15 protein-coding genes are annotated in these 17,112 nt (G+C 57.7%); 7 read left to right on the top strand and 8 right to left on the bottom strand.

Annotated features, from left to right (window positions below; translation table 11 throughout):
- Positions 1-72: 72 nt before the first annotated feature.
- From J7416_RS21755 to J7416_RS21775, 5 genes are all read left to right on the top strand, one after another.
- Complete coding sequence (locus tag J7416_RS21755; RefSeq protein ID WP_209227811.1) at positions 73-1,020, top strand: Hint domain-containing protein; 948 nt, start codon at positions 73-75, stop codon at positions 1,018-1,020.
- A 39-nt stretch (positions 1,021-1,059) separates the two neighbouring features.
- Entirely contained in the window at positions 1,060-1,794 is a 735-nt protein-coding gene (mtgA, locus tag J7416_RS21760; protein ID WP_209227813.1) for a monofunctional biosynthetic peptidoglycan transglycosylase, read from the top strand.
- A gap of 58 nt (positions 1,795-1,852) precedes the next feature.
- Positions 1,853-2,518, top strand: a complete 666-nt coding sequence (locus tag J7416_RS21765) for a glutathione S-transferase family protein (protein ID WP_209227815.1) — start codon at positions 1,853-1,855, stop codon at positions 2,516-2,518.
- A gap of 78 nt (positions 2,519-2,596) precedes the next feature.
- Positions 2,597-3,634: a tRNA epoxyqueuosine(34) reductase QueG gene (gene queG / locus J7416_RS21770; RefSeq protein ID WP_209227817.1), complete on the top strand. Its 1,038-nt coding sequence runs from the start codon at positions 2,597-2,599 to the stop codon at positions 3,632-3,634.
- A gap of 72 nt (positions 3,635-3,706) precedes the next feature.
- The gene (locus J7416_RS21775) at positions 3,707-5,710 is read left to right on the top strand and encodes a hydantoinase/oxoprolinase family protein (protein ID WP_209227819.1); all 2,004 of its coding nucleotides are present in this window, start codon (positions 3,707-3,709) and stop codon (positions 5,708-5,710) included.
- Between the two features lie 31 nt (positions 5,711-5,741).
- Here the strand turns inward: J7416_RS21775 and msrA are convergent, their stop codons facing one another.
- The gene (gene msrA, locus J7416_RS21780; protein ID WP_209227821.1) at positions 5,742-6,251 is read right to left on the bottom strand and encodes a peptide-methionine (S)-S-oxide reductase MsrA; all 510 of its coding nucleotides are present in this window, start codon (positions 6,249-6,251) and stop codon (positions 5,742-5,744) included.
- Positions 6,248-6,697 carry a peptide-methionine (R)-S-oxide reductase MsrB gene (gene msrB / locus J7416_RS21785; protein ID WP_170426424.1) on the bottom strand — a complete coding sequence of 150 codons (450 nt, stop codon included), beginning with the start codon at positions 6,695-6,697 and terminating at the stop codon, positions 6,248-6,250. The genes msrA and msrB overlap by 4 nt, the downstream gene beginning before the upstream one ends.
- Before the next feature lie 145 nt (positions 6,698-6,842).
- On the opposite strand from msrB, the gene J7416_RS21790 reads away from it, so the two are divergent.
- Entirely contained in the window at positions 6,843-7,364 is a 522-nt protein-coding gene (locus J7416_RS21790) for a glutathione peroxidase (RefSeq protein ID WP_209227823.1), read from the top strand.
- Here the strand turns inward: J7416_RS21790 and J7416_RS21795 are convergent.
- Positions 7,340-8,227 (bottom strand): DMT family transporter, encoded by an 888-nt coding sequence (locus tag J7416_RS21795; RefSeq protein ID WP_209227825.1) that lies wholly within the window; start codon positions 8,225-8,227, stop codon positions 7,340-7,342. The genes J7416_RS21790 and J7416_RS21795 overlap by 25 nt on opposite strands.
- A gap of 183 nt (positions 8,228-8,410) precedes the next feature.
- On the opposite strand from J7416_RS21795, the gene J7416_RS21800 reads away from it, so the two are divergent.
- On the top strand, positions 8,411-9,607 hold the full coding sequence (locus J7416_RS21800) for a BCCT family transporter (RefSeq protein WP_209227851.1): 1,197 nt from the start codon (positions 8,411-8,413) through the stop codon (positions 9,605-9,607).
- A gap of 182 nt (positions 9,608-9,789) precedes the next feature.
- Here J7416_RS21800 and J7416_RS21805 read toward each other — a convergent pair whose 3' ends face one another.
- From J7416_RS21805 to J7416_RS21825, 5 genes are all read right to left on the bottom strand, one after another.
- Entirely contained in the window at positions 9,790-12,162 is a 2,373-nt protein-coding gene (locus J7416_RS21805; RefSeq protein WP_247744424.1) for an autotransporter outer membrane beta-barrel domain-containing protein, read from the bottom strand.
- 190 nt (positions 12,163-12,352) lie between these two features.
- Entirely contained in the window at positions 12,353-12,640 is a 288-nt protein-coding gene (locus J7416_RS21810) for an HU family DNA-binding protein (RefSeq protein WP_170349467.1), read from the bottom strand.
- Positions 12,641-12,770: 130 nt separating this feature from the next.
- Positions 12,771-14,234: an AMP nucleosidase gene (locus J7416_RS21815; RefSeq protein WP_209227827.1), complete on the bottom strand. Its 1,464-nt coding sequence runs from the start codon at positions 14,232-14,234 to the stop codon at positions 12,771-12,773.
- Positions 14,231-16,033, bottom strand: a complete 1,803-nt coding sequence (ade, locus tag J7416_RS21820; RefSeq protein ID WP_209227829.1) for an adenine deaminase — start codon at positions 16,031-16,033, stop codon at positions 14,231-14,233. The genes J7416_RS21815 and ade overlap by 4 nt, the downstream gene beginning before the upstream one ends.
- A 142-nt stretch (positions 16,034-16,175) precedes the next feature.
- Positions 16,176-17,051, bottom strand: coding sequence for a LysR substrate-binding domain-containing protein (locus J7416_RS21825; protein ID WP_209227831.1), 876 nt, complete (start codon positions 17,049-17,051; stop codon positions 16,176-16,178).
- Positions 17,052-17,112: the final 61 nt, after the last annotated feature.

The raw sequence follows: 17,112 nt of genomic DNA on the forward strand, positions 1-17,112 counted from the left end.
CCTTGATCAAGGTTTCTTGAGAACGGGCGGAAAAACAACGGCCCACCGGTACGAACGCACAGGATCGATCACATGCCGACGACATATTCGGACCAGTTCTATCTGATGGATCCGGCGGCCCCGCCGGCGGCGGGAACCGTTCTGACGGTGCAAAGCCTGAACATCGTGGACCAGAATGACGACGGGCTGATCAACCGGCTGAACAATGACTCGGTCGACGGGTCCGATATCACAGCGACGTATTTCGATGACATGGTCACCGTTCGTTTGGACGACGGGACCGAGGTCACCTATTCTGGTGTGACCTTCTATCTTGCTGACGGCCGCAGGGTCTTTACCCCGTCGGGCAACCAGATTCTGCAGGACGGTGTCTTTGTCAGTTCGTCTTTTACGGATGTGAGTGACAATTTTGGCGACCCCAACGGATTTGGCTCGGTCAATATTGCGGGCGGTGATCTTGGGCCACCGTGCTTTACGCCCGGAACCATGATCGACACTCCGGATGGCCCGCGTGTTGTCGAAGAGCTAAGGCCGGGCGATCTGATTTTGACCGCCGATCACGGTCCGCAAGTTCTGCAGTGGGTTGGTCGCACGACGGTTGAGGCCCAGGGAAAGCTGGCCCCGATCCGGTTCGAAGCGGGCGTTCTTGGGTTGAATGCGCCGCTGACCGTTTCTCCGCAGCACAGGATGCTGGTCGAAGACTGGCGGGCCCCTTATCTTTTTGGCCACCCCGAGGTTTTGATCGCGGCGCATTGCCTGGTGAATGGCAAGACCGTGACTCGTGTCGAAGGTGGGCGGGTCGACTATATCCATCTGCTGTTTTCACAACATGAGATCGTCATCGCAAACGGGGCCAAAAGCGAAAGCTACTATCCCGGGCACGCAATCTCGCAATCGGATCAGGACGTACGTGCCGAGGTCTTGCGTCTGTTCCCCGAGCTTTCTCGGCGTAACCCGACCTTGCCGAAAACCGCGCGTCCGGTGGTCCACCCGCGCGAAGGGCGCGCCATCGTGACATAAACCGTTCCAAACCCGTTCGCCGCGTCGTATAGCAACAGAATGGCAAGACAAGCAGCGCGCAAGCCGAGCAGAAAAAAAGGCAAAGCGTCAAAAACCAGAAAACCATTGATCCCGCGGGTTCGCCGTTGGGTAACACGGGCCGCGTTGGGCGCCGTGGTGCTTTTGTTGGGATTGATCCTTCTCTATTCGGTGGTCAACCCGCCGGTGACCCATACGATCTGGTCGGAATGGCGCAGGTTGGGCAAGGTCGAGCGCGACTGGGTGCCGATCGAACAGATTGCTCCGATCATGGCCCGGTCCGCCGTTGCGGCGGAAGATGCGAATTTTTGTTTGCATTGGGGCTTTGATGTCGAGGCCATCCGCGATGCGTTAGAGGATGGCGGCAGCCGGGGGGCTTCGACCATCACGCAGCAAGTCGTGAAGAACGTGTTCCTGTGGCAGGGTCGCAGTTGGGTGCGCAAAGCGTTTGAAACATCGATCACACCGGTGGTTGAGATTTTCTGGAGCAAACAGCGAATCCTCGAGGTCTATCTGAACGTCGCCGAAACCGGTCAGGGTGTGTTCGGGGTCGAAGCGGCCGCACATCGGTATTACGGAGTAAGCGCGGATCAGATGTCGCCCGTGCAGGCCGCGCGTCTGGCCGCGATTCTGCCGTCACCGCGCAATCGGTCAGTCACTGATCCATCCGTGCGGACCCGCAGGCGGGCTGCTGCCATCCTCGACGGGGCGGCCACCATCCGCGCAGATGGTCGCGCGGATTGTTTCGAGGATTGAAACCCTATGCCCCTCAAGGCTAAAGCTGGGAGGTATTCACTGGTTCGATTGGAAGCCCATGGCGCGTTTGTTTCATGTTCCCCTGTCCCCGTATTGCCGCAAGGTGCGCCTGTCGCTGGCGGAAAAGAAGATCGAAGTTGAGCTGGTAGAAGAGCGATACTGGGAACAGGACCCGGATTTCCTGCGCCGAAATCCGGCTGGCAAAGTTCCGGTGTTGCGCCTGGATGGGCAGGTCATGGCAGAGAGCGCGGCCATCTGTGAGTATATCGAGGAAACGCGCCCGGAACCCCCTTTGATGCCAAAAACGCCCGAAGCGCGGTACGAGGTGCGGCGTCTGGTCGGTTGGTTCGATGACAAGTTTCACCACGAGGTCACCTCGAAGCTGTTGTATGAACGGGTGAACAAGAAAGTGACCGGTCAGGGCTATCCGGACAGTAAAAACGTCAAGGCGGGCGCCAAGGCGATAAAGTATCATCTGGATTACATGGCTTGGTTGCTGGACCACCGTCGCTGGCTGGCCGGAGATCAGATGACCTTGGCCGATTTTGCAGCAGCTGCGCATTTGTCGGCGCTGGATTATATCTCGGATGTGGATTGGAACCGATCTCAGGCGGTCAAGGATTGGTACGCCAAGATCAAGTCGCGGCCTGCGTTCCGGTCAATTCTGGCGGATCAGGTTCCGGGATTCCGACCGCCGCCCCATTACGCTGATCTGGATTTCTGATAGGGTGGGGGCGCAGGGGGCTGTCTGCCCCCTCTTGGCCCGTTGGGCCAATTCACCCCCGAGGATATTTTTAGCCAGATGAAGAGCGGATCGGGTTTGAAAGAGAAGCTGTTGGCGCAGGCGCTGAGCGAGGGGTTTGTATCCTGTCGTGTGTGTCGGCCTTGGGATGTGCCACAGGTGCCAGAGCGTTTGGAGGCATTTCTTGAGGCCGGGTACCATGGGCAGATGGGCTGGATGGCCGAGCGGACCCATTGGCGCGGCAATCCGGCAGCGCTGTGGCCCGAGGCGCGGTCGGTGATCATGCTGGCAGAAAGCTATTCGCCCGAGCATGATCCGACCGAGATATTGGATCAACCGGATAGGGCAGCTATTTCCGTTTATGCGCAGAACAAGGACTACCACGATCTGGTCAAAAAGCGGCTGAAACGGTTGGCGCGCTGGCTGATTGCGGAGGCTGGCGGAGAGGTGAAGGTTTTTGTGGATACGGCCCCGGTTTCCGAGAAGGCGCTGGGGCAGGCTGCCGGTTTAGGATGGCAAGGGAAGCATACCAATCTTGTCAGTCGGGATTGGGGCAATTGGGCGTTTTTAGGGTCGGTTTTCACGACGTTGGATCTGCCGACGGACACAGCTGAGGTCGACCATTGCGGGCGGTGCCGCGCCTGTTTGGATGTGTGTCCAACCGATGCTTTTCCCGCGCCGTATCAATTGGATGCCAGACGCTGCATTTCCTATCTGACGATCGAACACAAGGGGCCTGTGGATGAGGAGCTGCGCGCCAAGCTGGGCAATCGGATCTACGGGTGTGACGATTGTCTGGCCGCCTGCCCTTGGAACAAGTTTGCCGTCGCGGCGAGCGATGTGCGGTATGCTGCGCGCGATGATCTGAAGGCGCCGCCCTTGGCTGAGCTTGCTGGGCTGGACGATGCGGCGTTTCGGGCGAAGTTTTCGGGCTCACCCATCAAGCGGATCGGGAGGGATCGGTTCGTGAGAAATGTCCTCTATGCGATTGGGAACTCACAGCACGCCAATCTAAGGCCCGTCGCCCAGTCGCTGACCGAGGATCCCGACCCGACTGTAGCCGACGCCGCGCGCTGGGCGGTGAAACGATTGTCATAAGTGCCGCAAACAGGCTGGACGTGTCGGTCCAAACCGCTACACCCATCGACAGCGAACAAGAAGGAGATCCCGATGGCGTTGGCTTTGGGGGTGGATACGGGTGGAACCTATACGGATGCGGTGCTGATCCGGGATGAGAAAGAGGTGATCGCCTCGGCCAAGTCTCTGACGACGCGCGCTGATCTGGCCATTGGCGTCGGCAAGGCAATTTCAGCCGTGTTGGAGCAGGCGCAGGTTCGGCCCGATCAGATCTCGATGGCGTCTTTGTCGACAACATTGGCCACGAATGCCCTGGTCGAGGGGCAGGGTGGTCGCGTCGCGCTGATCTATATCGGGTTCAAGGAAGCGGATCTTGAGAAACATGGGCTGCGGGAAGCGCTGAAGGGTGATCCGGCGCTGGTGATCGGCGGCGGGCATAGCCATGCGGGCGGCGAGGCTAACCCGCTGGACGTCGATGGGTTGGAGGCCTTTTTGGCGTCGCACAAAGACGTATCAGGGTTTGCCGTTGCGGCGCAGTTCGCCACGCGGAACCCGGCGCATGAATTGCAAGCCGCGCGCATCATTGCTGAGAAAACCGGCGCGCCGGTGACATGTTCGCATCAGTTGTCGGCCAAGTTGAATGGTCCGAAACGGGCGGTGACGGCGGTTTTGAACGCGCGGTTGATCGGGATGATCGACCGTTTGATCGGGCGCGCGCAGGATCAATTGGTCGATCTGGGCATCACCGCTCCGATGATGGTTGTCCGCGGTGACGGGGCCTTGATGAGCGCCGAACAGGCGCGGGAGCGGCCGATTGAGACAATCCTCAGTGGTCCTGCGGCCTCGATCGTTGGAGCAAGCTGGCTGACGGGGGTCGAGGATGCGCTGGTGTCCGACATTGGCGGGACCACGACCGACGTCGCGCTGATCCGGGATGGCAAGCCCGCGATCGACCCGGCAGGCGCGCGGGTCGGCGGGTTTCGCACGATGGTCGAGGCTGTGGCCATGCGGACGCACGGTTTGGGTGGTGACAGCCAGGTTCATGTGGTGACCGAGGGCCTGGGCGGCGGTGTGTTTCTTGGTCCGCGCCGGGTGTTGCCTGTGTCGCTGATCGCGTCTGAAGCGCCTGAGATCGTCCACGCCGTTCTGGACACGCAGTTGCGCGCAACAACCGTCGGGGAACATGACACGCGGTTTGCGCGACGTGTTCCCGGCATCAACGCGGATGGGTTGGGTGCACGGGAAGAAACGCTGCTGGAACGGTTGGGCGAAAGCGTACTGCCGCTGAGCGATCTGCTGCGTACCCGCATGGAAAACGGGGCGCTGTCGCGGCTGGTGGATCGCGGAATCGTTCAGGTCTCGGGGGTAACGCCTTCAGATGCCAGCCATGTTCTGGGCCGGTTGGATGCCTGGGATGCAGAGGCTGCTCAAAAGGCCCTAGAATTGGTGGCGCGCAAGCGCGTGGGAACCGGCGACAGGTTGGCCAGCAGCCCCGAACAACTGGCGCAGATGATCATCGATCAGTTGACGGAACAGACGTCTTTGACCTTGTTAGAGACTGCTTTTGCCGAAGAAGCCGAGGGTTTTGGTGTTCCATCCGCTGATTTGGCCAGACATGTTCTGACGCAAAAAGGGTTGGCAAAGCATCGCGGGTTGCTCGCGCTGGATGCGGCGCTGAACGTGGATGTGGTGGGCCTTGGCGCTTCGGCGCCGAGTTACTATCCGGCGGTTGGTGATCGGTTGCACTGCAATATGGTCCTGCCGGAACATGCCGGCGTGGCAAATGCGATCGGCGCTGTAGTTGGGCGATTAACCTTGCGCAGATCGGGCACGGTGACTTCTCCGTCCGAAGGACGCTATCGGGTGCATCTGGAAGACGGTCCGCAGGATTTCACCGAATCCGACAAGGCCCTTACGCTGCTCGAGACGGTTTTGCGGGATCAGGCCGAAGGGGCCGTGCGACAGGCCGGTGCGGCGGATATCCGTGTGGTCGTTGATCGTGACATCCGAACCGCGCGCGTTGAAGCGCAGGACGTCTTTGTCGAGGCGTTGATCACGGTTGAAGCCAGCGGACGCCCCCGCGTGGCGTCGGGCTAAACCCCCTTCATTCGAAGGGGGCCAAAGCTTTTTATTCGGCTGCGCTGCGTTTGGGCAGAACCCAGTCAGGACGCGGGAAATGGCAGGTATAGCCGTTGGGGATCCGTTCCAGGTAATCCTGATGCTCGGGCTCGGCCTCCCAGAAATCGCCGACGGGTTCGACCTCGGTCACGACCTTGCCGGGCCAAATGCCGCTGGCGTTCACATCGGCAATTGTGTCCTCTGCCACCTGTTTTTGCGCGTCATCCACGAAGTAGATGGCCGAGCGATAGCTCATCCCGCGGTCATTGCCCTGACGGTTCAGCGTGGTCGGGTCGTGGATCTGGAAGAAGAACTCCAGCAACTCGCGATAGGTGATCTTGGCGGGGTCAAAGAAGATCTCGATCCCTTCGGCATGGGTGCCATGGTTGCGATAGGTGGCGTTGGGCACGTCACCGCCGGTATATCCGACGCGGGTGCGGGATACGCCGGGCAGTTTGCGGATCAGGTCTTGCATGCCCCAAAAGCAGCCACCGGCAAGAACAGCGCGTTGTTCGGTCATTGGATGTCCTCCACATGGATCAGGTATTCGCCATAGCCTTCGGCCTCCATCTCATCGCGATGGACAAACCGCAAGGCGGCTGAGTTGATGCAATAGCGCAGCCCGCCATGTTCGCGCGGTCCGTCGGGGAATACATGCCCCAGATGGCTGTCGCCGTGTTTCGAGCGGACTTCGGTGCGGATCATCCCCAGCGATGCGTCGCGAAACTCTTCGACATGCTCGTGCACGATCGGCTTGGTGAAACTGGGCCAGCCACAACCGGATTCGTATTTGTTGGTCGAGGCAAACAGCGGCTCGCCCGACACGATATCAACGTAAATACCAGGTTCCTTGTTGTACAGCAGCTTGCCGGTGCCAGGGCGCTCGGTGCCACTGCGCTGGGTCACATGGTATTCCTCGGGTGACAGAGCGGCAATGGCCTCAGGGTCTTTGGTGTAGCGGGTCATAGCTCCTCCGGTTTTAATGCGGCTTGGACCTTTATTTGGGCATACTGGTGCAGAAATCAAAATCATATTTCAACGATCTCGCGCGCTCGTGCAGGTGATCCGAATGCTGGGAAGGCACGTATTTCTAGATAAAGGAGGTCACGCCATGTTCAGACTGCTTCTTTTGTCCGCCCTGCTGTTGGTTGCCCGCGCCGTTCAAGCCGCGCCGCTGGTGGGTGAGTTCGACTCGATCGACGGGGGAACATTGTCCATCGAGGATTGGAGAGGGCAGCCGGTCCTGGTCGTGAACACAGCATCGCAATGCGGCTTCACAGGGCAGTATGCGGGTCTGCAAAAGGTTCACGATACCTATGCTGATCGCGGCCTGGTGGTTCTGGCCGTGCCATCGGATTCATTCAATCAGGAACTGGGCTCAGCCGAAGAGGTAAAGCAATTTTGCGAGGTGAACTATGACCTGACCCTGCCCATGACCGACATCACGCCGGTCAAAGGCGCAGGTGCGCATCCTTTCTATCAGGCCGTTGCCCAGCAGACGGGATTTGTTCCCACGTGGAATTTCAACAAGATCCTGATCGACCCATCGGGTGAGGTCGTTGCGACCTATGGTTCGAACGTTAAACCGGACTCGCCCAAGCTGTTGCGTCAGGTCGAGGCCTTGCTGCGCTGATCGGTTTGCCGCGAGAGTTGAACTGCCAGAATACCCAGCGTTGTGATGCCAACACCGACCAGGTCCAATGGACCAAGCTTTTCGCCCAGCAGCACAGCGGCAACAGCAACCCCGAACACCGGATTCAGAAAGTGGAAGGTGGCCGCCCGGATTGCGCCGATCCTGTTCAGAAGCAGAACCCATATGAAGGTCGCCAATAGGCCCGGGAACAGAGTGGTGTAAGCAAAAGCCAGCAGCCACGGTCCGTTGGGGTGAATATAGATGGTTTCGAACATCGGTGCAGCGAGGAACAGAGCCCCCGAACCGACAAGCATCTGCAAACCCACAATCATCATGAAGTTTCCGCCCGACGTGGCCCCGCGTATCGCCAGGGTCGCAAAGCTGAGCGCCAGAGCGCCCAACCCACACAGCATGACGCCAAACAGATCGGTCCCGGCGCTGATCCTGCTGCTCATGATCAGTGCGACCCCTGCAAAACCGGCCAGCAGCCCTATTACGCCCAAAGGCCGTAGTCGTTCCTGAAACAGCGCCCAGCTGGCCAACGCTACGATCAAGGGCATGGTCGATGCGATGATTGCGGCCACTGACGCCTGAACAGTTTGCATCGCATAAAAATTCAGACCCAAATAAAGGGCATTCTGGCAAATTCCGAACAGTATCGTCGCATACCACTGTGCGCGGGTCAGTCGCCAGCTTTGGCCCATGGCCCGCGCGATCGCGACCCCCAGCAGACCCGAGATTAAAAAGCGCAGCGCCAGCGAAAACAGCGGCGAGGCATCGGCCACGATGATCCGCGCCGAGGTGAAGGCCGATGACCAGATGAAGGCAAAGACCAGCCCCATGGCAATGGCGCGCAGATCCATGGTGACCCCACTATTAACCGCTGCGACTGTTTCCGAATTTCCGGTGACACACAAGCGATCCGCGTCAAAAAAAACACAGGTTGCGTCTGCTGTTTAAGGAACGCCTACCTTTGTTGATTGATTGATCAATTAAAGTTATGGGAGCGTCACTCTGACTAATCCACAGGAGGTATGTTGGTGCTTCTGGAGTACATTCTGTCATTTGGCGTCTTGCTGGCCTTGGGCGTGGTCGCCTTCATTGTCGTAAAGTGGTGGAACCTGCGTTGTGTGGGGGTAACACCCGTGCACCTGTTCACATTCATCGCGATCCTGTTCACTTCGGGTCTGGACGTGGGGCTGATTATGTTCCCGCTGACCGAGTTTGGCGGTTATGCCGAAGAACCGGCTTATGCCTTTGCAAACCCGCTGGCGATCGAGTTCGGGTTCTGGGGCTTTCTGATTTGGGGGTTTTACTTCCTGACGGCGTTCTACTTCTGCGTCATCGAACCGCGCGTGAAGTTCTTTGAGATCCCGCTGGTCAAACTGATCAATAACGTGGTGATCATCGGAACCTGTGCCTTTACTGCCAGCCTGTTCCTGATCTACCTGCCGGGCTACCTGCCTGATGTCGGAGACGGCGAATCCGTCGTCACCACTTTCTACATCATTGTATTTGTGGTGATTCTGGCCGCAGCCTACTCATCGACCGATCTGAAATATGTGCGCATTCTGTCCGTGGGCTCGACCTTTCTGTTCCTCACGTTGATCATTGGCATGTGGGCCGCCGCGGGCATGGGTCTGAACGGTCTGCTGGACACCGGTGCAAACATTGGCGCTTACTTTGCCAACATCCAAAAATTCGTCCTGCCGCTGACCGACTACCACGCCTTCTACCTGTTCTGGTGGTTTGCATGGTCGATCATGATTGGCCAGTTCACCTCGCGCTTTGTCGGCGGGCTGACCACGTGGCAACTGCTGGCGGCTTTGTTGATCTTCCCGTCGATCCCGCTCGCGATCTGGTTCTCGGTTCTGTACTACTATCACCTGAACGAGATCAGCACCGCAGGCTTGACGAACATCGCGATGGTAATCGTCGGCGTGACGTTCGTGATCAACTCGCTCGACTCACTGATCCGTCTGTATACCGACAACCTGAACCTGACGGTTGAGCGGTTCGGCAAAGCAACCTACGTCGCCGGTAACGTAGTCCTGCTGTTCGCCCTGACTCTGCTGTTCCAAAGCCAGTGGTTGCAGATCCAGTGGATTGGTGCAGTGGTGATCGGTCTGTATCTGGCTTGCGTGGTCTACATCCTGATCGCCAAACGCCGCGAGGTTCTGAGCATCGACTCGATGCCGGACGATCGCGACCTGGACTTCCACAAGGTTGAGACGGTTCACTGATCAGCCTTGGCGATGAAAAAGAAACGGGCGCTTACGGCGCCCGTTTCTTTTTGGAGTGACTTCCATTCAAAGTGTGTCAGCAATGCCGACAAAGCGGACGTCCACTGGGTTCGTTTGTGAGGTCGCAACGACGATAGTTGGTGCGTGTGCTTCCTAAATTTTTGAACAACCGTACTGACAAATCAGAACCGCACGCTTAAGTTTGCTCCGAGGCCATGTTCTTGGCCATTGGAGCGAACAGAATAGCCATATCCTGCCGTTAGTCTGGCCAGCTCAGATATTTGATAGCCCAAGCCAAGCCCAACAACGAAACCATTGGCGCCTCGGTTTTGTCCGACTTGTGTAAATGTTCCGAACAATGGACTTGTAACTGTGATTTCGTGCTCACTGTCTTTGTTGGCAAAGAAGTCATATTCATACCGGGCGAAGGCGATTGGAGTTAACAGACCATTCTCTGTCAAGAAGTCGCGTTGATAATCAACTCCAATGGAAGCAACCAGAGACTCTGCGTTCGCTTTTTCAATCGAGTAGTTGAAATCACCACCGCCCGTCTCTGTGCCTGAACCTTGTTGAATACGCCCGTAGTTTAATCCAAAAACCGTAGAAACCCTTGCACCGCTGTCCAGGTTAAACAGCTTTCGTGCGTGGAAACCGGCGTGGATTCCCTCTTGGTCCAATTCCGATTTAGCCTCGCCTCCCGTAAAACCATCAACGGAAGGGTTGTTCCGTTTGGCGTCCGTTTCACCGAACATGTAGCCGATCAGCCCTGAGAACTCCCACGTTCCGGTTGTTGTACGCCCATAAACGCCCACGTGATAGCTGTCTGTCGAAAAGTCCTGATCGACTTGATCGTGCTCATCCATGGAGGATGTACCGAAGCCCGCGTACACGCCGACCACACCTCTATTGGTACTTGCGACATCCGCTCCGACCAAAACGGTGCCGAGCGAATAGTCGAATGTCCCGAGGCCGTTGCTTCCATCAACGTCGCCGCTCACATGGGCCGTGTCGATCCACCAGCGCCGATCAGAGCAGTCTATTGCGCCGCTTGGGCTCTGGGCCGTGTCGATCTCGCCTGATGCAACCGGTTGATCCTCATTGCCGAAACCGACCGCTTGATACTTGCGGCAGTCCGCGTGGCTCAGCACGGTGTTTGTTATCAGGTCCAATTGCTCAAGCCCAATGGTCAGGTTGGAGGAATAGGGTTCCGCGTGCACACGATTGAATCCAGCCAAGCCAGAATTGGTGAGAGTATTGACTGCTACCCCTACCGTTGAGCCACTGCTAAGCCCTGTCCCCGGTGACGTCGTTGTCGTGTTAGCAACCGCCCCGGCGAGGTTGCTGGCATTTGGTGAATTGGTAACTGCCGGGTTCTGGGGCAGGCTTGCGACCGGCTGAGCAGTGAATGCGATATCAATCTGACCATCTGTGGTCGGCGTGTTGGCTATAGTCAGACTGGACAACGCCGGCAGAGTTCCTCCTGCAACGAGCGTCGGTGAGTCCCCATCAAACCTTGAGGCTTGAAAAACCGTGTAATTGTTGCCGGCAGCATAGTCTTGCGCAGTCAGGCCGGGCCGAGCAGCTTCGACTTGTATAGTCGCGCGGTCAATTCCCGTCACCGGCCCGCTGGATGACACCAAGTCAGCTTTCTGCCCGGCCGTCGGGTCGACTTCACTTAGCAGACTTGACCCAGTTTCAAAGTCAATTCCGCCACTATTGTTGAGTGTCCCAATTGAAGAGCCCGGCGAAAGCACCCCGCCGTTCTTAACCGTGAAGTTGAAAGCGTTCACGGTCCCCGTTCCGGCCAGCGTGCCAAAATTCTCAAAGTTCACAGTGTTCAAACTGCTCGTGGTATCGAGGCGAACAGTCGTGCCTGCGGCTATCGCCATATCGCTGGTTGAGGAAATCGAACTATTCGTCAGTGTGAAATCGGAAGCCTCAGCAATCCGGGTCTGAATATAGTACGCCCCGAAAACCACTTCGGTAGCCCCCATAACCGTCAGATTGTCGTAGGTTAACGGTCGGTCTGACTGGAAGTAGACTTCAGTGGGGTCGATATTCGCGCCGTTGAACGGAGCGAAGGTCATCGATCTGCCGGAACCAATCGACGTTTCAATCAGGTTCACTCGGAGCTTCCCGTTGATGTTTGTTGCCAAGGCTTCCCGGGAGACAAAGTCTCCGCTACCCGCCGCGACATCAACATTCAGAAGAGTTAACACAGAAGCATTGCTTGGAACGGAGTTTTGGCCTGGAACATACAACTCAATTTCACCTGAAGATGTGATTGAGGAGTTTCCAATTGTAAGTCCTGTAATCGGTCCGTTCGGAATCGGGAGACACGTGCGTTCCGTCGTTGAGATTGTTTGATTAATGCGAGTGCTTTGAGATCCAGAAGCGTACTCTATCCGGGGAGACCCTAATTCTACGCAGGCCTGTGCGCTTTGGGCTTGTGCGTGGTCCGCCATCAACACATAAGCCAAGCCCCCTAGTGTTAACTTAATGAAAACTGCACGCTGAGCATATTGCGCCGCAAGTGCCGGGTCCCTTGTTTCCATCAGCTTTCTCCTCTTACTCCATAGGCGAGAGTACACACAATCGTGATACACCGTGAGTCTTTTGGAGTGTTTAAAAGTTGAACGATTGACTGCTTTGGGCTCAAAGCAGACAAAAAACCGGGCAAAAAGGTTGAAACGAAAAAGGGCCCCCAAAAGGCGGCCCTCAATCGCATTGCAGTGAAAGGCAGGATCAGCCGTTCACGCTGTCTTTCAGAGCTTTCGCAATGGTCATCTTGACCACTTTGTCCGCTTCTTTCTTGAACTGCTCGCCTGTGGCGGGGTTACGCACCATGCGCTCGGGGCGCTCGCGGCAGTAGATTTTGCCCACGCCGGGCAGGGTCACTGCGCCACCGGCCGAAACTTCACGGGTGATCAGGCCGGTCACAGCCTCCAACGCCGCGTTCGCAGCTTTCTTGTCGGTTCCCATTTCCTCAGCGAGAGCAGCAACCAGCTGAGTCTTTGTCATAGGCTTTGCCATTTCTTGGTCTCCTTAACGTGCCCGATACATAGGGCCTCACCGCGTAACTGTAACGGGATATTGTGGGCTAACACAACGAATAGTAGCGCCGAAAACCCTAAAAATATGGGGAAAACGTTGCTTTTTTGCGTCAGAGAAAGGCCGTTTCGTCGAAAGAACGCAATTTCCGGCTGTGCAGACGCTCGAGCGGCATGCCCCGCAGGTGTTCCATCGCCTGTATTCCGATGGCCAGATGGCGGCTGACCTGGGTGGTATAAAAGGCCGAGGCCATGCCTGGCAACTTCAATTCGCCGTGCAACGGCTTGTCAGAAACGCACAGCAAAGTGCCATAGGGCACCCGGAACCGATAACCGTTTGCGGCAATAGTGGCGCTTTCCATATCCAGCGCGATGGCCCGGGATTGGCTGAGCCGCTGCACCGGGCCGGACTGATCGCGCAGTTCCCAGTTGCGGTTGTCGACGGATGCGACCGTGCCTGTGCGCATGATCCGCTTGAGTTCATACCCTTCCAGCTTGGTGACCTCGGCGACCGCGCGTTCCAACGCGACCTGAACTTCGGCCAGCGGAGGGATCGGTACCCACACCGGAAGGTCATCGTCCAGCACCTTGTCCTCACGCAGATAGGCGTGCGCCAGAACAAAGTCCCCAAGGGCCTGCGTGTTGCGCAAGCCGGCACAGTGGCCAACCATCAACCAGGCGTGGGGGCGCAATACTGCGATATGGTCTGTGGCGGTTTTGGCGTTCGATGGCCCGACGCCAATATTCACCAGAGTGATCCCTGATCCATCCTCACGCTTGAGGTGATAGGTCGGCATCTGCGGCAGCTTCAGCGGTTGGGTCAGCTCGGCCTTGTGGTCAGAGATCTCAACATTCCCGGTTGAAACAAAGCTGGTATACCCGCTGTCCGGGTCCGCGAGTTGTTCGCGGGCATAGTTCTCGAACTCGGACACATAGAACTGGTAGTTCGTGAACAACACGTGGTTTTGAAAGTGGCTTGGATCTGTAGCAGTGTAGTGCGCAAGCCGTGCCAGCGAGTAATCCACGCGTTGTGCAGTGAACAACGACAACGGTCCGACCTCCTCATCGGGGTCGTACACGCCGTTCACAATGTCATCATTGGTGGTCGTCAGGTCCGGAACGTCAAAGACGTCCCGCAGAGTGAACCCGGCCGCGCCTTGTTGAGGGACGTGCAGGTCGGGGTTATTGGCCACGGCGAAATGTACCGGGATTGGTGTATCTGACGGGCCAATCGTAACCGGTTGGTCGTGGTTTTTGATCAGCAATGCGATCTGCTGAGTCAAATACGCGCGAAACAAATCCGGGCGCGTGACAGTCGTTGCATGTATCCCGGGCTCAGACACATGGCCGAAACTCAACCGGCTGTCGACTTGCGCATACGATGACGTTCTGATGCGAATCTCTGGGTAGTAGGCTCTGTAGCGCGCAATGGGCGCGCCCTGTTCCATCGCGTCAGAGAAGCTGTCGCAGAGAAAGCGGGTTGCTTGCTCATACAGCTCTTCCAGTCGGGCAACGGCCGCCTTGGGGTCAGTAAATTGTTCAGCTTTCGGGGCGTCGGGCGTTTTTATTATTGTCATGCAAGTGGTTCCAGAAGATCGATCTTTTTAAAGCTGCGCACATCCACAAGGCCAAGGTCGGAAATCCGCAGTTCCGGGATCACAACCAGCGCCAACAGAGAGTGCTGCATATATGCGTTGTTGAGCGTACAGCCGCAGGCCACCATTGCGGCAACCATGTCTTCGGCCTTGGCCGCGACGGTTTCAGCCGGGCTGTCAGACATCAGGCCCGCAATGGGCAGTTCGACCAGCGCCAGCTCTTCCCCGTCGCGGAAGATGGTGATGCCGCCGCCCACCTCTGCCAGCCGATTCGCGGCCAATGCCATCTGATCGCGGTCAGTGCCGACGACGATCATGTGGTGGCTGTCATGCGCCACGGTCGAGGCCATCGCCATTTTGCCCTGATACCCAAAGCCAGAGACAAAGGCGTTGGTCACGCCGCCCGTCGCACGATGCCGTTCGACCAGCGCGATTTGGCAGACATCGCCTTCGCCCTCGACCAGGCCGCCGATGATTGGCAGCTCGGCTTTCAGGGCCTTGGTCGGGGCCTGGTTTTCCACCACGCCAATTACGTTGGCCTGTACGCGGTTGGCCCCAGCAGGCGCTTCGATTTCAAAATCCGTCGCAGTCAGCGCGTGCCCCAGATGAACGGTGTTGCGTGCGGTATCGGGCCAGTTAAAATGCGGGCAGTCCACCGAGATAGAGCCGCTTTCGGCCACGATCTGACCACGTGCGATCACAGTTTCGATGGGCAGTTCCTGCAAGTCAGAACTCAGAATAATATCCGCGCGCCGGCCGGGGGTGATTGAGCCGATCTCACGCTCTAACCCGAAATGGGTGGCGGTGTTGATCGTTGCCATCTGTAGAGCGATCAGAGGATCACAGCCGCAGGCAATGGCGTGCCGAACGACCCGGTTCATATGCCCATCATTGACCAGCGTACCGGAATGGCAGTCGTCGGTGCACAGGATGAAATTCCTTGGATCCAGCCCTTTCTCGGTCACCGCCGTGATCTGGCTTTCCACATCGTACCAGGCCGAGCCCAGCCGCATCATCGATCGCATCCCCTGACGCACACGCGCAATGGCGTCCTCTTCACAGGTTCCTTCGTGATCGTCCGCCGGCCCTCCGGCAACATACGCCGCGAAATCAGGCCCTAAATCAGGCGAAGCGTAGTGTCCGCCCACAGTCTTACCAGCACGTTGCGTCGCAGCGATTTCGGCCAACATCTTGGGGTCGCCGTGGATGACGCCGGGAAAATTCATCATCTCGCCCAGGCCAATAATGCCCGGCCAGCTCATCGCCTCGGCCACATCTTCCGCCGTGATCTCATAGCCAGTGGTTTCCAACCCCGGAGCGGACGGCGCGCATGACGGCATCTGGGTGAAGATGTTCACTGGCTGCATCATCGCTTCGTCATGCATCATGCGCACGCCCTCTAGGCCCAGCACATTGGCAATCTCATGCGGGTCGGTGAACATACTGGTCGTTCCGTGCGGAATCACGGCGCGGGCAAATTCGGCAGGGGTGAGCATGCCGGATTCGATATGCATATGCGCGTCACACAACCCGGGGATCATGTATCGCCCATTGGCCTCGATGATCTGTGTTTCCGGTCCAGTGCAATGGGATGCGTCAGGTCCGACATAAGCCACGCGCCCATTTGCGATTGCAATGTCGTGGCCCGGCAGGGTTTCGCGGCTGTGCACATTCACCCAAATACCACCGCGGATGACCACATCCGCAGCTTCACGGCCTGCGGCGACAGCAATCAAACGGGGGGCGACATCGGGCCAACTTGGGAAGGGTGTGTATTCCATGGCCCAACTTTCCCGAATGCGAAGGAAGGTTCAACCCCTTGTGAACAGGTATCATCAAACCGTCACGCAGCGCGCCAGCGCTGCCCGGCCCAACCAGAAGAGATGCCCGTCAGGACATTGATGATGGGCGGGAGTAGCCCCCTCAGCTTTCCTGATCAGCCTCGGTCTCGCGGCGCACCCAATCTGCAAATGCCACCGCTCCGGGGCTATGCTCGGCACTAGGGGACAACAGCAGATAATAAGCCTCTGGCATTTGGGCTCTGTAGGCGAACGGTGCGATCAGGCGGCCTTGGGCGATCAGATCCTTTGCGATGGTGTCATGGGTCAGGCACAACCCGCCACCCGCCATCGCGGCTGAAAGACTGACAAGATAAGTCGTGGAATAGGTTACGGCTGGATTTTGCCATGTTAGACTCTGATCTTCGATCCAGTTTTGCCAGTTCGACAACAGATTTGAACAATCAAACAAGGGCTGTTGCTGCAGAGTCTCCAGTGTTACTTCGTACCCGGGCGCACAAACCGGATAATAGTGATCGGTTCGCAGCAGTTCGGTTCGGACGGTATCGGATGGGCGCAACGAATAGCGGATTTCGACGGCCGCGCCCTCGGCCATTTCCCGTGGCTCCCACAATTCGGTAAAGATGTTCAGCTGAACTTCGGGATGCGCCGCGCGGAACCTCGGCAGTCTGGGCCCCAGCCAGTTCACTGCGAAGGTAATGTTGCTTTGCACCTGAACCGCGTTCTGTTGGGCTCCTGTCACGGCCCGGGTCCCGCGTTCCAGAGTTCGGAACGCCTCGCGGACGACAGGCAAATAGGTCAGCCCCGCCTCAGTCAGTTCCAGCGCCCGCGGTCGACGCAGGAACAGCGGCTGGCCAATATACCCTTCCAACGATTTGATCTGCTGGCTGACGGCGCTTTGCGTCATGTTCAGATCCCGTGCAGCGCCGGTAAAAGACAGGTGCCGCGCTGCGGCCTCGAAGGTGCGGAGCCAACCCAACGGAGGAAGTGGTTTCTGCATGCGCATAACCTTGCCATTAGTTCAGCTAATGGAATAGTTGCGTTTTTTTCGTTGGTCAATT

This window comes from Ruegeria sp. R14_0, assembly GCF_017743975.1.
Taxonomy (GTDB): Bacteria; Pseudomonadota; Alphaproteobacteria; order Rhodobacterales; family Rhodobacteraceae; genus Ruegeria.

Coding starts and splice junctions, on each gene's coding strand:
- J7416_RS21825 (WP_209227831.1), bottom strand. CDS start 17,051: ATGCAGAAACCACTTCCTCCGTTGGGTTGGCTCCGCACCTTCGAGGCC.
- J7416_RS21795 (WP_209227825.1), bottom strand. CDS start 8,227: ATGGATCTGCGCGCCATTGCCATGGGGCTGGTCTTTGCCTTCATCTGG.
- ade (WP_209227829.1), bottom strand. CDS start 16,033: ATGGAATACACACCCTTCCCAAGTTGGCCCGATGTCGCCCCCCGTTTG.
- queG (WP_209227817.1), top strand. CDS start 2,597: ATGAAGAGCGGATCGGGTTTGAAAGAGAAGCTGTTGGCGCAGGCGCTG.
- J7416_RS21790 (WP_209227823.1), top strand. CDS start 6,843: ATGTTCAGACTGCTTCTTTTGTCCGCCCTGCTGTTGGTTGCCCGCGCC.
- J7416_RS21810 (WP_170349467.1), bottom strand. CDS start 12,640: ATGGCAAAGCCTATGACAAAGACTCAGCTGGTTGCTGCTCTCGCTGAG.
- msrA (WP_209227821.1), bottom strand. CDS start 6,251: ATGACCGAACAACGCGCTGTTCTTGCCGGTGGCTGCTTTTGGGGCATG.
- J7416_RS21815 (WP_209227827.1), bottom strand. CDS start 14,234: ATGACAATAATAAAAACGCCCGACGCCCCGAAAGCTGAACAATTTACT.
- J7416_RS21765 (WP_209227815.1), top strand. CDS start 1,853: ATGGCGCGTTTGTTTCATGTTCCCCTGTCCCCGTATTGCCGCAAGGTG.
- J7416_RS21775 (WP_209227819.1), top strand. CDS start 3,707: ATGGCGTTGGCTTTGGGGGTGGATACGGGTGGAACCTATACGGATGCG.
- mtgA (WP_209227813.1), top strand. CDS start 1,060: ATGGCAAGACAAGCAGCGCGCAAGCCGAGCAGAAAAAAAGGCAAAGCG.
- J7416_RS21755 (WP_209227811.1), top strand. CDS start 73: ATGCCGACGACATATTCGGACCAGTTCTATCTGATGGATCCGGCGGCC.
- J7416_RS21805 (WP_247744424.1), bottom strand. CDS start 12,162: ATGGAAACAAGGGACCCGGCACTTGCGGCGCAATATGCTCAGCGTGCA.
- msrB (WP_170426424.1), bottom strand. CDS start 6,697: ATGACCCGCTACACCAAAGACCCTGAGGCCATTGCCGCTCTGTCACCC.